The sequence below is a fragment of the Gordonia sp. L191 genome (assembly GCF_030077625.1).
Taxonomy (GTDB): Bacteria; Actinomycetota; Actinomycetes; order Mycobacteriales; family Mycobacteriaceae; genus Gordonia; species Gordonia polyisoprenivorans_A.
In genome coordinates, this window is record NZ_CP125996.1 from 3,055,659 (window position 1) to 3,069,216 (window position 13,558).

12 protein-coding genes are annotated in these 13,558 nt (G+C 64.6%); all 12 read right to left on the bottom strand.

Features of this window, described 5'->3' with window-relative positions:
- Positions 1-2: 2 nt before the first annotated feature.
- Complete coding sequence (locus tag QNM97_RS13715; RefSeq protein WP_283819005.1) at positions 3-1,007, bottom strand: phage tail domain-containing protein; 1,005 nt, start codon at positions 1,005-1,007, stop codon at positions 3-5.
- Positions 1,004-6,775, bottom strand: coding sequence for a phage tail tape measure protein (locus QNM97_RS13720; protein ID WP_283819006.1), 5,772 nt, complete (start codon positions 6,773-6,775; stop codon positions 1,004-1,006). Before QNM97_RS13720 ends, QNM97_RS13715 begins: the two co-directional genes overlap by 4 nt.
- Before the next feature lie 3 nt (positions 6,776-6,778).
- Positions 6,779-7,060, bottom strand: a complete 282-nt coding sequence (locus QNM97_RS13725) for a hypothetical protein (protein WP_283819007.1) — start codon at positions 7,058-7,060, stop codon at positions 6,779-6,781.
- A gap of 98 nt (positions 7,061-7,158) precedes the next feature.
- Positions 7,159-7,740: a hypothetical protein gene (locus QNM97_RS13730; protein WP_283819008.1), complete on the bottom strand. Its 582-nt coding sequence runs from the start codon at positions 7,738-7,740 to the stop codon at positions 7,159-7,161.
- Between the two features lie 113 nt (positions 7,741-7,853).
- Positions 7,854-8,819 (bottom strand): fibronectin type III domain-containing protein, encoded by a 966-nt coding sequence (locus QNM97_RS13735; protein WP_283819009.1) that lies wholly within the window; start codon positions 8,817-8,819, stop codon positions 7,854-7,856.
- Between the two features lie 11 nt (positions 8,820-8,830).
- Complete coding sequence (locus QNM97_RS13740) at positions 8,831-9,232, bottom strand: hypothetical protein (RefSeq protein ID WP_283819010.1); 402 nt, start codon at positions 9,230-9,232, stop codon at positions 8,831-8,833.
- Complete coding sequence (locus tag QNM97_RS13745) at positions 9,225-9,563, bottom strand: hypothetical protein (protein WP_283819011.1); 339 nt, start codon at positions 9,561-9,563, stop codon at positions 9,225-9,227. Before QNM97_RS13745 ends, QNM97_RS13740 begins: the two co-directional genes overlap by 8 nt.
- Positions 9,553-9,909, bottom strand: a complete 357-nt coding sequence (locus tag QNM97_RS13750) for a hypothetical protein (RefSeq protein WP_283819012.1) — start codon at positions 9,907-9,909, stop codon at positions 9,553-9,555. The genes QNM97_RS13745 and QNM97_RS13750 overlap by 11 nt, the downstream gene beginning before the upstream one ends.
- Positions 9,906-10,511 carry a hypothetical protein gene (locus QNM97_RS13755; RefSeq protein ID WP_283819013.1) on the bottom strand — a complete coding sequence of 202 codons (606 nt, stop codon included), beginning with the start codon at positions 10,509-10,511 and terminating at the stop codon, positions 9,906-9,908. Before QNM97_RS13755 ends, QNM97_RS13750 begins: the two co-directional genes overlap by 4 nt.
- A complete protein-coding gene (locus QNM97_RS13760) occupies positions 10,508-10,720 on the bottom strand; it encodes a hypothetical protein (RefSeq protein ID WP_283819014.1) in 213 nt (70 codons plus the stop codon). The genes QNM97_RS13755 and QNM97_RS13760 overlap by 4 nt, the downstream gene beginning before the upstream one ends.
- 62 nt (positions 10,721-10,782) lie before the next feature.
- Entirely contained in the window at positions 10,783-12,306 is a 1,524-nt protein-coding gene (locus tag QNM97_RS13765) for a phage major capsid protein (protein ID WP_283819015.1), read from the bottom strand.
- A gap of 95 nt (positions 12,307-12,401) precedes the next feature.
- Entirely contained in the window at positions 12,402-13,553 is a 1,152-nt protein-coding gene (locus QNM97_RS13770; RefSeq protein ID WP_283819016.1) for a hypothetical protein, read from the bottom strand.
- Positions 13,554-13,558: the final 5 nt, after the last annotated feature.

Below are 13,558 nucleotides of genomic sequence, written 5' to 3' on the forward strand. Positions count from 1 at the left end.
CGCTACTCAGGCCACTTCCGATGTGGGGTGAGCGCACCGATCACCTGAGTCTGCGCGGTGCCGCCGGTGATGGAGATCGGCATCGACCACGTCGTGGGCTTGGTAGGGGTAGCAGGCACCGGTGTCGAAAATCGGCCGTTGAGAAGCGAATACAAGTTCCCCTGCGGCGGGACGATTCCGAACCACGACTCGAACGTCTGCAGCAGCGGCGGCACGTTGTTGTTGGTGGCCAGGTCGATGATGTTCTCCAGCCAGGTCTGCCAATACGACATCTGCGCAGTGGTCGGCTGATTCGGCGTCAGGTCCAGCACCCCGCGGACACCGGGCTTCGTCGTGACCAGCACGATCTGTCCGGACTCGATCGGCCCAAACGTCACCGCACCGCCCGGATCGTGGAAGGTGACAGTTCCCGGCCCGTAGACCAGATACCGCGCCCACTCGTCCTGATCACCGAGGTTGGTCATGTTGGAGAACCCGCCCGACTGGCCCACAGGTGCCGACACCGAGTCGAAGGACTGGAAGAACGCCTGGTCGATGTGTAGCGGCACCGCCATTGTCGAATGACCCACCAGCGCAGGCGATGTCTTCCACGTGGCGTCGATCTGCTTCCCCAATCGCGCGGGCAGCCACCAGTCCCCCATCTCCGGGCTGAACCAGTTGAGCTTCCCCGGATACTTCGGATCCAGACCGGAGATGAGACGCCGGGTGATGTCTCGGTACGACGACGGCGAGTTCGCGAACACCTCCAGATCGACGGTGATCTCGGCAGGGTCGTAGACCGCACCCATCCACGTGTCACCGTCCTGCAGTGCCCCCTGCTGGGTCAGCATTTTGATCGACGCCATCAGCCCCTCGATGGAGGACATGTTGACGCCCTCCAGCGGAGGGATCGGCGCCAATCCGCCAGAGAGCGGCCAGATGTCACCGTTGCGGTCGATCCATGTGATGATCGGATCAGCACCACCGAGGAGAGAGTTGATCCCGAACTGCGTGAGCTGAGGGATCATCGTGTACCGCTCCCCACCTTGGAGTTGATCTTGCGGTAGATGTCGTTGGCGACCTTGTCGCCCGAGCCGCCGTGGACGTGCTGCTCACCGATGTTGACGCTCACCCCTCCGCGAGAATCGGTGGAACGCTTCGACACTGCGGGAGACGCTGCTTGACCGGCGGTGTTCGCCGTGGCGAAGTGCGCCTGCCCCAGGGCAGTGGCGATCTTCCCCGGCCACGAGTCCGTGGGATCGGTGAGGCCGAATGTCTCGAGCAGACCGTCGGCGAGGTCACCCCCGATGTTGCCGGCGTACTGGATGGCGCCGTTGGTGATCGTGGTGGCGGCATTCGCCCCCACCAGGCCCGCGAGAGCACCGGTAGGTCCGCCCGCTGCACCGGCGGCCGAGGTGACCGCACCCATCGCGGCGCCGGCCAACCCGCCGCCGACACCGAGGCCGCTGGACTGGTAGTTGGCAGCACCCGAGGTGTCTGACGACGCCGAGTAGTCCGGAGTTGTCGAGTCACTGCCCGCGGTGTTGGTGGTGTCCGAGTTTGCCGACGAGTCGCCGGACGCACTCGGGGTAGCCCCGGTGGGGGCTGTGGGCGTCATGGGTCCGGTAGCTGCTGCGGCCGACTGCTTCTGTGCGAGCCGAGCCTTGTCCTTCGCCTCGGTGGCCTGAGCGTTGCGCAGGGTGTTCGCCGCCGAGATGGCCTGCTTCGAGTTCTGGCCGTACTTCGCGATCGCCTCGTTGAGCTTCTGCTGGTCGATCGCGACGCGCTTGACCTGGTTGTCGTAGGACTGCTGTGCAGCCGTCGCAGCTTGCGCCGACGTCGCCGCATGGTTGGTGATCGCCTCCTGCGCGCTGGTGACCGCGAGTTGCGCGGTCTGCGCCTGAGTCGAGTTCTTCCCGTACTTCGCGACGTCGTCGTTGTAGGTCTTCTGCGCCTTCGACAGTCGCTCGGTGGCCTTGGCGGTGGCATCCACTCCAGCGGTGGCGGCCGTCGTCGCCGCGGTGGTCGCCGCCGCAGACGACGTGGTGGAGTCGGTCGCCGCAGTGGTCGCAGATGTGGCGTTCTGCTGCTGAGCCTGCTGCTGAGCAGCGATCAGCCCCTTGCCGACTGGATTACCCAGGGCCCAGTTCATCATCGTCGAGCCGAGGAACGATCCGAGGCCGTGGACGGTCCAGTTCGAGGGGTCCGTCATGTCGGTGAGCGCGCCGAAACCGCCCTGCGTCTGACCGAAGTCGTCAGAAGATCCACCCGACGACCCGCCCGACGAGCCCCCAGAACTACCCCCCGAGGTGCCGCCCGACGTACCTCCGGCGCCGGTCGTCCCGATGCCCATCGGCGTGTTCGGGTCCTGCTGACTCTTCGCACCACGCAGCATTGACGCCGGGAAGTGCATCGCGTTCGTCCACTGCGGGTCGTTGGGCGATGTGCCAGTGCCGATGTGGAAGTTCTGCTCGGTACCGCCAGCCTCGGCGACCTGACCGCCGGGGAGAACAACCTCGGAGTGCCCGTTGTCGTAGCCGCCGGTACCGCCGTCCCACCACAGGACGGTGAGATCGTCGGCACCGCCCCGGCCGGGAAGGGCGCCGCGTGCGGAGAGCCACTGACCCTCGGAAGGTGTGGACATGCGGGAGCCGAACTCCGGCGCACCGAGGTAGTCGTTGACGATCATGCTCGTGGCGCCTGTGCAGTCCAGCGAACTCGCGCTGAATCCACCCATCGCATAGGGGGTTCCGGCGTGCGACTGAATTTCCTGCATAGGATCGACAACCCCGCCGCCGGCATATCCGTGGCCGTGGCCCCACGTGCCGAGCATGTCCCCGCCATGCTGAGACTTCAACTCGCGCATACCCAGCCGGAGATTCGTCAACGGGTCGAGGAGGTTTCCGCCCAACGACGCGAGCCCGAGGGCGTTCGCGGTCTGGGGAGTGACCTGCACCAAGCCCTGCGCGCGGTTGTTGGGCCAGTTGACGTCATGGACCTGCTGGATGATGTTCGCGTTGCCACCCGACTCGGTCATGATCTGCGCTTCGGTGGCCTTGATGTGCGCATCGTCGACCGGGAAACCCTCCAGCGACAGGGCCTGCTTGATGACACCCAGCCACATCTCAGCACCATGTCCGTTGGCCGGCAGTTGTCCCGCACCCGGGTTGCGATTAACCCACCCGGCAACCCAATTCGCGATGTCGTCGACAGCCTTACCGGGAACCTTCGCGACGAGGGACCCGAACGAGGACGATCCCGAACCCTGCACGGGCACAAGGGCACTCTTGAGGTAGTCCTTGATCACGCCGATCGGGTTGGTCACGACTTTCGCCAGGAATTCCGCGGTATCGACCGTCGCGTGGATGGCCCTCTTACCGAGATTCACGGCACCGCTGCCGACGCTCGACAACGCGTGGCCGATGGAGCTGAGGATGCCACCCGGAGCGAAGTGGTTCGGCGAGATGCCGTTGGCATTCTTCCGACCGCCGGAGAATAGGTGATTGATCGCCAGCAGGTTTCCGACGCCGCCGAACTGCGCGGGATCGACCGGTGCCTCACCCTTCGACACGACCGCCATGCCACCACCACGGATCGGAACGGGAACCGAGTCGATTCCGGGCTCGTAACCGGGCCACGGAGATCGGATGCCGAAGGCGCGCGCAGCCTCGGGGACCAGGATGCCCTGACCGGGAGACAGAACACCTCCGCCAGCGAACCCGGCGGCGGACTGCAGGCTGAAATTGATCTTATCCAGCTTCGGGGCACCGAACGCGCCAGCAATGTCATTCCACAGAGGAGCCAGGGCGTCGTTATATGCCGTGTTCACAATGAAATTCACCGGTGTGGCGACGATCGAAATGATCTTGTTCCACTCCAGCTTGAAGGCCTCGACCATGACCTTCACGCCGGTCTGCATATCGGTCCAGACCTGCCCGATCTTGTCGCCGACCGGCTTGATCACGTCGTCATAGAGCCAGTTCCACGCCTTGCCGATGCCGTCCCGGATCCCCGACTCCATGTCGGAGAAGACCTGCGAGATGACCTTCCACCCATCCGACAGGGCATCGGTGATGTCGTGCCAGTGCTTCACCATCTGCTCGATCCCGACGATCACCAGACCGATCGGTCCGAGAGCGATGAGCAGCACGTCGTGCCACTTCTTGACGAAGTTCCAGGCCTTCTCAATCCAGCCCACGACGTCACGGAACGCCTTGGTGAGAGCGTTACCGATCGCGTCGGCCGCCTTCTTCACCCAGTTCCATACATCCTTGACGATGTCCCGGAAGGTCTGAGAGTGCTTGTAGGCCAGCACCACTCCGGCGACGAGGGCGGCAATTGCGATCACGATGAGCGCCAGCGGATTGGCGTCCATGATGATGTTGAAGGCCGCCTGGATGCCAGACCACACCTTCGTGGCGGCCGAAGCCAGTTTCGATCCAACCTCGAGGTCTTTGACGCCCTTTGCGGCCTTGGACGCGCCGCCGGCGAGCTTCTCGAATCCGCTCGCGATGTTGCTACCGGCGAGCTTCCCGAGGTCAGAGACCGCAGTTCTCGCCTTGCCCCCAAGCTCGGCGACCGCGGTCCCCGCCTTCTTCGCCCCGGACACACTGGCGTTGCCGAGATCCGACGCGACGTCGAGCGTCTTCGACCCGGCGGACTTCGCACCCTCCAGCACCTTGGAGCCGCCAGACTTCGCCGCGTCCAGTCCGGCCCGAGCCTTGCCCTTCACTGTGTCGAGGGCGTGACCGGCCTTCGCCTTCCCGGTCCAGTTCCAGTAGTCCCCCACAGCGCCCGGGACGTTCGCGACAGTGCGCGCGGCCCCAGCTACGCCGCGTCCTGCTGCCGAGACTCCTCTGCCGATACCGCGCGCCGCACCCTTCACCATCGAGCCGCCGAGATGGTCGGCGCCGAAGAGATTCCCGGCCATGTTCAGGCCCTTGACGCCAGCTGCCGCCACCCCGAGAGCGCCGAGGGAGAGGATCGTCGACTGCAGGACCGTGGAGTGCTTCGACAGCCACGACGTCGCGTCTTTGAGGGCACCGAGGAACGAGTTGAGCGGTCCCTGAGTCGTCTCGCCGATCGAGATTAGGCTCGAGTTGATGCCCGACTTGATGTCCTTCACCTCTTGCGAGGTGGTGGCGTGCATTTGGGCGGTGTCCTTGACGTCGCCGTTCGCATCAGGTCGAGCGCCCGCGATGCGCCCCTGGATGGAACGGACGTCTCCGTAGTTCGTGCCGCCGAGCATGAGGGCCGTCTGGAGTGTCGGAGAGTCGCCCACGGCCTGCTTTACCAGGCCTGCGGCCGACGTGTCGTTCGTCCCCGTCTTGTTGATCAGATCAGAGAATCCCTGAGACTTCTGGTAGGACGAAAACCACTGCTGCAGTTGCTTGTCCTTGCCGAATGCGGACGCCTTCTTGCCTGACGCGAGATCGGCCTGGAGCGCGTCGGCTTGCTGCTGATCGGCAGAGCTGAGCCCGGAGTACATCGTTTGGGCACGTTGAGCGTCCACCTTCGAGGTGTTGTACGTCGACATGAGCACTTGGCCGCCGGGAAGCTGTGGCATGGCAGCGACCTTCTGCATGACCATGTCGAGGGTTCCGGCGAGTCCGTTGGTACCCAAAGACTTCTGCAGCGAGTCGGCCTGCAGCCCGAGCATGCCCAGAGCAGTGGCCTGACCGCCGGAGACTGGGCGCCCGAGAACCTGGATCGCGTGCTGGAGGTCCTGCGCGGCCTGCTGTGCCGAGATGCCATGCTTGGTGAACTCGTCCATGTCGGCCCACAGCTCGGTCTGCGAGATATGGTATTGTTCTGCAACGCCTTCCACGGTTCCCAGCGACCGAGAGAACTCATCGAAGGTCGTCTTGCCGTTGGACACAGCGGTGACCATCTGCGACATGATCGTCGACGACTTCGACATCGGCTCGTTGAAGTTGATCATCGTCGTGGTCAGCGCATCGGTGACCTCGGACAGATCGGCGTTCTCGTTGGACGCACCCTGCGCTGCCGCCTTCAAAGCAGAGAGCTGGGCCTGTGGCGCGGAGAATGCCGGACCCATCGACGCGGTCGCCTGCGTGATCTTGCGCATGCCCGTGGCGAGCTGGTCAGACGAATACCCGACATCGCCAGCCATACCGAGGATGCCCTGCCGAACCGTTTCTAGGTTCTTCGGATCCAAACCTCCACCGGTGACAAGCAATTCGGTGGTGCGATTGAACTCGGCCGCCTGCTTGGTGCCATCTGCGAGCGCGGCTACCACCCCGACCATGCCGACGGTCGCGACAGTCTTCAGCGCGCCATTCAGCGCAGTCATCCGGGCCGCGTGAGTATCGGTGGCGGCGGCCGACTCCTCGGTGGTCGTTGCGAGTTTCGCTTGCGCAGCTTCGTAATCGGTCGTTGCCTTCGTGGCGAGTTCAGTCTGCGCCGAGGCGTCCCGCGTGGCCTGAGTGAGCTTGAGCTGGGCAGCCATCGCCTTACTCGACGTGTCGCCATACTTGGCCAGCACCTCGTTGAGGCGCGCCTGCGCGATCTGTTGCTTCGAGATCGCATCCTCAGCCAGTTGCGACTGCCGGGACTGGCTCGTCATGGCGTCGGCAACGACCTTCTGCGCGGCAGCGACCTGCCTGGCCTGCTGCTCGGCCGCACGGGCGGCAGCGGGAGATCCCTTCATCCCCATGGCATCCGAGAGAGTCTGGCCAAACTTCTCGTAGCGCGCCTTCATCGCATCCATGGACGCCTGCACGCCGGCCATATCCCACCGGGGTAGGACGTCGACGAAGATCGAGTCGAGAGCCACTGATCACCTCCCTTCGAGAGCGAGTTGGGCGTTGCGCATCTGAGCCGTGACGTGGGCATTCCACGAGGACGCCTGTTGACGGCTTGCCTCGTCGGCAATGCGTTGCTGCGGGGACTTCACGAGCGGCGGAGACCACTGCTGGCCGCCGAACATGCCTCGAAGATCGGCGCGAACGAGGAGTAGCTGGTTCACGGTGAAGGCCGACATGTATTCGGCCTCAGACCAATCGCCTTCGCGCATAGCCTTTTTGGTGGCGGAATCATCGGGGAGGTGGGTGACGATCACCACGAGTTCCCTCGATGAGAGCCGCCCCCTGTACCAGTCCTCGATGGTGTACGGGGTCCGAAACAGGAGGTCGGCTTCAATCTCGTTGGGAAACTGCCTCAGGAGTCCGAGGGCGCGGGCGATTTTGGGTCCGCCCCACCCTTCTCGGCGTCCTCCTTGGCCTTCGCGATGTCGTTGAGCTCGTTGAAAACCCAGGCGACCATGTACGACTCGCCGCCGTCGGCCTTGTACTGCTCGTACTTCTCCACGCCGAAGATCGAGCGAGCGAGTCGAGCTGACGGATTCGGGGCGGTCTTTCCGTCGATCGTGGGGTTCTCGGTGTTGGGCCTACCTGCGCGCGGGACTTCGATGACCTCACCCGTCATCTTCCCGTCCTTGTCGGTGACGGCCACTTTGCGCGGCGGGGTGTCATCAGGCCACAGGTCGAGGTCCTTGTCCTGCCACATGGCGTTGAGGCGCTCCAGGGCGTCATCGGGCATGACCTGCATTCCGTGGACTCGGTAGTCGCGACCGCCGACATTGATGTCGACGTAGGGGGTGATGCCGAGCTTGTCGGCGATCTGCAACTGCAGCTCTTCGAGCGTCATCCGCGTCGGAAGGCTCTTCAGCCGGATCGGCGACTTCTCCTCCACCACTTCGGCGTTGACGATCTCCGGGGCCGCGTGTGCTGGCTGTGTCATCGGTTGTTCCTTTCAGATCATCGGTTGGTAGGTCATCGGTTGTTGGGTGGCCCCGAAGGGCCGGGTGACGAGCGGTAACCGATGAAGAAACCCGCTCGCCACCCGGTCTGTGATCAGCTCGTCGCGGTGATGCTGTTCGACGGCGCCGAGGTCGCGGCCGACCCGTTGGTGGTCGAGGTGGCCGTGACGGTGAAGGTGTAGGCCGAGCCGGTGGTCAGACCCGACACGGTGAGCACCACGCTGTTGCTCGAGCTCGAGGTGACCGTGACATTGCCGCTCGACACCGCGGTGGTGTTGCCACCGGTGGTCTCCTGCACCGTGTAGGTGTAGGCGCCCGATCCGGTCTGCGGCGGGGTGAACGTCAGGGTGGCCTTGTCGCCCGACTGCGCGGCGGCGACCGGCGTGCCCACGGCGCCGGTGGTGCCGCCGGAGTTGACCCAGCCCGGACCGCCACGCGAGAAGATGCGAGCCAGGCCGGAGAACGGGTCGATGTAGGAGACCGGATCGTACGCCGACATCACCGGGTTCTTCGGATCCCACGACTGACCGGTGGCCTTGTCTCGCTTCGCCATCGCGTAGGTGACGGCCGAGTACTCCTCGACTCCCGCCTGCTGGTCGACGCCGATCACGATGATCTGGCGCGGGAACAGCGGCGTCACACCGGCCTTGACGATGTTGTAGCCGATCGAGCCGTCCGCCGGCCGACCAGTCAGCGGGGTGTCGTTGTAGATGGCATCCACCGCGGCGGTGGCTTCCATGAACTCGACGGTCAGCGAATCCTGGTCGGTCTCGACGTCCGACCGGACCGGCATGCGCGTCTGCCACACATCGACCTCGGAGGTGGTGAACTTCGGGTTGAACTTGATGCCGTTGGACGAGCACGACCCCAGGTTGATGAACCCGAGGGTGGCCAGTCGGGCGAAGTCGATCGCGAGGCCGTCGGAGGTGAACGGCGTGAACGTCGGCAGCAGCGCGGTGGCCGCGTTGCCGTAGTCGCGTGCGAACACAGATCCGAACTGCGCCTTGAAGATGCGGTTGTAGTTGGTGGTGTTGCCAGCGGCCCACAACACATCAGTCATGATGATTCCTTTCAGAGCACGCAGATGCGCGTGTCGAGTTGGTAGCGGCCGACGAACCGCTTGAGGTTCTCGTCGTCGTAGGGCATCCAGATGGGCCTCTGGATGACCTGGAATCGGTCGATGGACACGAGCCGCCCGTTGACCGATATGGGTGCCGACTTGATGTCGACCATGAGTGAATGTCCATGCTGAGCAAGGTCATTGGCACTCGATCGGTTGTTGTGGAAAAAATCGACTTGCACGCTGGCATAGTCGGTGACCCCGTCGTTACCGGCCGCGATGCAGCGGATCAGCACGAAGGGGAGCCCTGCGGAGTTGTCCATCTCGGGACGGACATTGTTGGGACACAGAGGATTCAGGTAGGAACACACCAGATCCTCGGCGTCCGGGAAGGTCCAGACGAAGTTAGCCATTGGTGAAGTGGCTTCGGGTCTTCTCAGCGAACGCGTAGGTGGGCATCTTCGAGGACCCGTACTCGATCCAGTGCGCCTTGTAGTCCGTGGACTCCACGCGCCCCTTGATCGATCCATCCTTGCGACGGATGGTCTTCGCCCGGATGGAGCGCTCGTAATCCCCCGGCTCCTCGACGTACCCCGACTTCAGGGTGTGCTCCTTCTGGTGCTCGAACACTCCCCGGGTGAGGGATCGCCAGTACTCGGCGACCTCTTCGGTGCGCTTGAGCACCTCGGCGGTCACCATCGGACCGGCGAGAGCCTTCTCGAGTTCGGAGACGTTAAGCGCCACTGGTCGCCCTCGCTTTCCGGAGATACACCGTGGTGTGGTGCGGGATGCCGAGTCGGTTGGTCCACGGGCGAGGCTCGCCGACGATCTGATAGATGTCGGTCGACCCAGTTGGGGTGTAAGTGCATTCGGTGGTGATTCCTGACGGCATCTGCGCGGCGGGGATCAGCAGCTTGGAGTCGTCGATGGTGAGATCCGTATTGGAGATGACCTCACTGGTGGACACCGGCTGCATCGACAACCCCTGCACGGCAACAGTGGCGGGGTTGTTGATCGGCTGGAAGTGCTTGTCCAGCTGCGTCACAGGAGACGGCACCGAGAATGTTCCCGAGTCGTTGCCATAGATCACGCCACACCCACATCGGCGTACCGGTCGAGGATTCTCGTCACCCACGGCTCGAGATCACCGGCGCGCTGCGGTGCGTAGCGGTCGGCGATCTCCCCCACCTTCTGCTCGATCGATCCGAAGGGATTGTCGAGGTACTGGGTTGCCAGATGTGTGCACACCGCGGCGATGTCTGTGGGGACGGTGGTGTAGCCGTGGGAGTACACCACCTGCACCTGCCATCCGTAGTCGGGCAACAGTGGAGCGGGAGTTGTGGACCCCAGCTCCACCATGTAGTTCATCGCCGACATCGGCATCGTCACCCACCCGGTCTCGTCGGACGAGTAGGTGGATGGATCGCAGACCACCCATCCGGTATCGGTGAGGATGGACACGGATGTGATTGCAGTGACCGGGTATTGGGGCAGCTGAAAGCCGTCGGCCGAGGCCGTGAGGGTCACAGTGTCGGAGGCGTTGGCCACGAACGATCGCCCTGTGTATCCGGTGATCATCGCTGAGGCCACACCGACTGCCGTCGACATCTGCGCAGGGGTGAACGCCGGAGCGGTGATCGTCGAAGGGTTGACGAGCATCGCATCCGACGCCGCGAACTGCGGGGTGGTCACTTACCCTGTGCCCCAGTGGTCTTGCTGGTGGCCTTCGGGGCCGGGGGTGCAACGACCTTCTGCTCGACCGGCTCGGCGACCTTCTCGGCGACGTCGCCGACGGTCTCCTCCTCGGCATCATCCGGCCGCAGCTCGTGCTTACCGGTGGGGATGGTCTTGCCGAACGGCCGCCGCAGCGCCATGTGCCACGGATCAACGTCGGAGATCATGGGAGTCCTTTCCTCGCAGGGGAACTGAGCGGGGGCGTCACAAGAACGCCCCCGCGGTCAGATCACTCGCCGGACGGAGCGGCGACGGTGGAGGTGCCGGTGGCCAACTGGATCAGCTGGAAGGCCGCGGGCTTGAACACCATCAGGCCCAGGCGCTCCTCGGCGCGCACGGTGACCATGCCGTCGACGAAGTTGGTGCCGTTCTGGTTGCTCATCTGCACCGAGATGGCTTCCTTGCGGGCTGCGGTGATCGTCTCGGGGTAGAAGCCACCGAGCACGATCGACCCCTGCGGGATCGACGGGGTCTGCACGACGCGGGTATCCCACAGGGTGGTACCGCCGCCCTGTGCGTAGCCGTAGTTGGTGCCGAAGAACGAGCCGCCGAAGAACTGGCCGTTGTTGTCGGTCGCCTTGCGCATCAGCTCCCAGTCGAGGGGGTTGATGAGCACCGCGTTGGGCGCGATCCACGAGTTGTACTTCACCTGCGTGATCGCCGACAGCAGACCGAGGCCGATCTGCACGCCGGTCGGGTAGGCGCCCGCCGAGTTGGCGTACGAGCCGGCGATGACGCGGCCGTACCGCAGACCAGTGAGGGCCTGCGACGTCACACCCGCGGCGGGGGTGCCGACGGCCGGGAAGTTCACGGCGGCACCCGCGGTCACCGCCGTGGCGTCCTGGGTGAAGCCCGAAGCGCGGTTCAGCAGGCCATTGACGCCCGGGTAGCCGTTGCCAGCGAGGAGCTGCACCTCTTCCTGGCGCTCGATGCCGGTGATGAGTTCGTTCTGCAGGAACGAGAACAGCTGCGGGGCATCCCGCACACCCTCGTCTGAGACCTCGGCGGCGTTGGTGATCTTGCCGACCTGCTCATCGACCCGGGTGAACTGGACCGAGCTGAACGGGTAGGCCGCACCCTCGGCGGTTTCCGCGGCGTTCCATGCGGTCGCCCCCTGCATCAGGTAACTCATGATCGGCGTCGACACCGAGATCGCGGGCAGGATGTCGGCGATCGACAGGTCGTAGAGCGGCTGCTGCACGATGCCCGGGAGGAACGTCGGGAGGATGCCTTCACCCCAGGCGCCCGGGGCGAAGAGGTTCTGGCCGGCGGCCACGCCGGGGCCGGCGCCGAAGAATCCCTCGCCCATGCCGTTGCCGGCGGCGGTGGAGTCCTTGAGCTCGACCGAGAACTTCTTCTCGAATGCCTCGCCCTTGAAGCCCTGCGACTTGCCCTCGACGGCGATGCCGCCGAGTTCCTCGACGGCGGAACGCATCTGCGGGTGATTGGCCAGCGCATAGGCGAGGGCACGCTTGGTCTGGCGCAGGGTGCGCGCCTCCATGCGACCGGTGCCCATCCGGATCGGCGCACCGTCCTCGGTTTCGGCACCGGAGTCGGGAGCCTTGAGCTTGGAACGCATCTCAGTGACGCGCTCGGACAGCTCGAACTCCTTCTGCAGCGCTTCGTAGTCGGGGGCGATGGCATCGAGCTGCGTCGACTTCTCGGCAGTGGTGAGCTCGGTGCTCTGGTAGATGTCGGCGATCTTCTTGTCGAGTTCGCGCTGGCGGGTCTCGATCTGCTTGGCCGTGGCCATGATCGGTGTCCTTTCATGCAAAAACCCCCACACGGCGAGTGCGGGGGTTTGTATGGGATGGGTTGAGTCCGAATGCCTTTCGGACAGGTGAGGAACTACTCCAGGCGGGACTTGGCCGCATTGACCATGTCCAGCAGGTGTGTGGGTAGTTCCTCGGCCACGTCGGACTCGGCACCATCAGCGGCCTTCGCAGCGGCATCACCAGCGGCACCCTCGGGCGCGGGAGGATCTGCGGGAGCGTCGACGGGAGACTTGGCCTCGTGTTGTGGCGGACCGGCCATCTGACCGGTGGCTTTTGCGAGCAGGTGCTCGAACTGCTCGAGGGTGATGATGGGCTCGGCCTTTCGCTCGGGACCTGCGGCCTTCTCGGCGATCGTGGTGGTGGTGACGAGCTCAACGACCTCGACTTCGGCTGACAGCGTGACGGTGCCGTCCTCGGCGAGCGCAAAGTCGCGCGAGAACGTCTGCGAAGAACCTCCGTCGCCGGGGTACAGCCGGTAGACGATCGTCCCTCCATCCCCAGCCACAAAGGTGGCGACGAGGTAGGCCCACGCGTCGCCCGAGTTGGCATAGGTGTTGTCGAGGGCGTTGTTGATCGACGACTGGAGGTCTTCGAGGGAGCCCTTGACGGCCTTCGCGCCGATGACGAACGCAGGCTCGTTGTCTCGGGCGGCGGACTTGTTGGCGCCGTCGGCCTCACCGCCGTCGTCGGAGATCTCCTCGACACAGTCGGCGCCGGCCATAATCGTGGCGTCGTGCGCGGCCTGAATCCACTGTTGATCGGACTTGGAGTTTCGGGCACCGGCCTTGACGGTGGTGATCAGCGCCTCCCGGTTGGAGGGCACGGCCACGAACGCGCCATTGAGCAGCTCGCGGCACGGCTCGCCGGCCTTCTTGAGCTGCTTGTCGGTCATGCACGCCACCGACATGGTCGTGATGTGGCCCTCCTGGATGAGGGTGCGCACCTCCTGCGCCCGGGCGGTGGAGGCGAACGTCCCCCGGACACAGAGGTTTCCGTCGTCGTCGAAGTAGGGCTCCGCTGAACCCACGGTGCCCGCGACGGACATCTCATGGTCGACGTCGATCGTGATGCGCTCCGGAAGTGGGGTCTTCCACTCTCCGGTGGCGAACACATCGCCATCACGGTCGAGGGTGGGGGCGCTGAGAACCGCCTCGAATCCACCGTGAGCGCCGAACTCGTCGCCGCTGTCGGTGATGGTGGCGAGCGCCTTCTCCTGGATGAGCATGATGG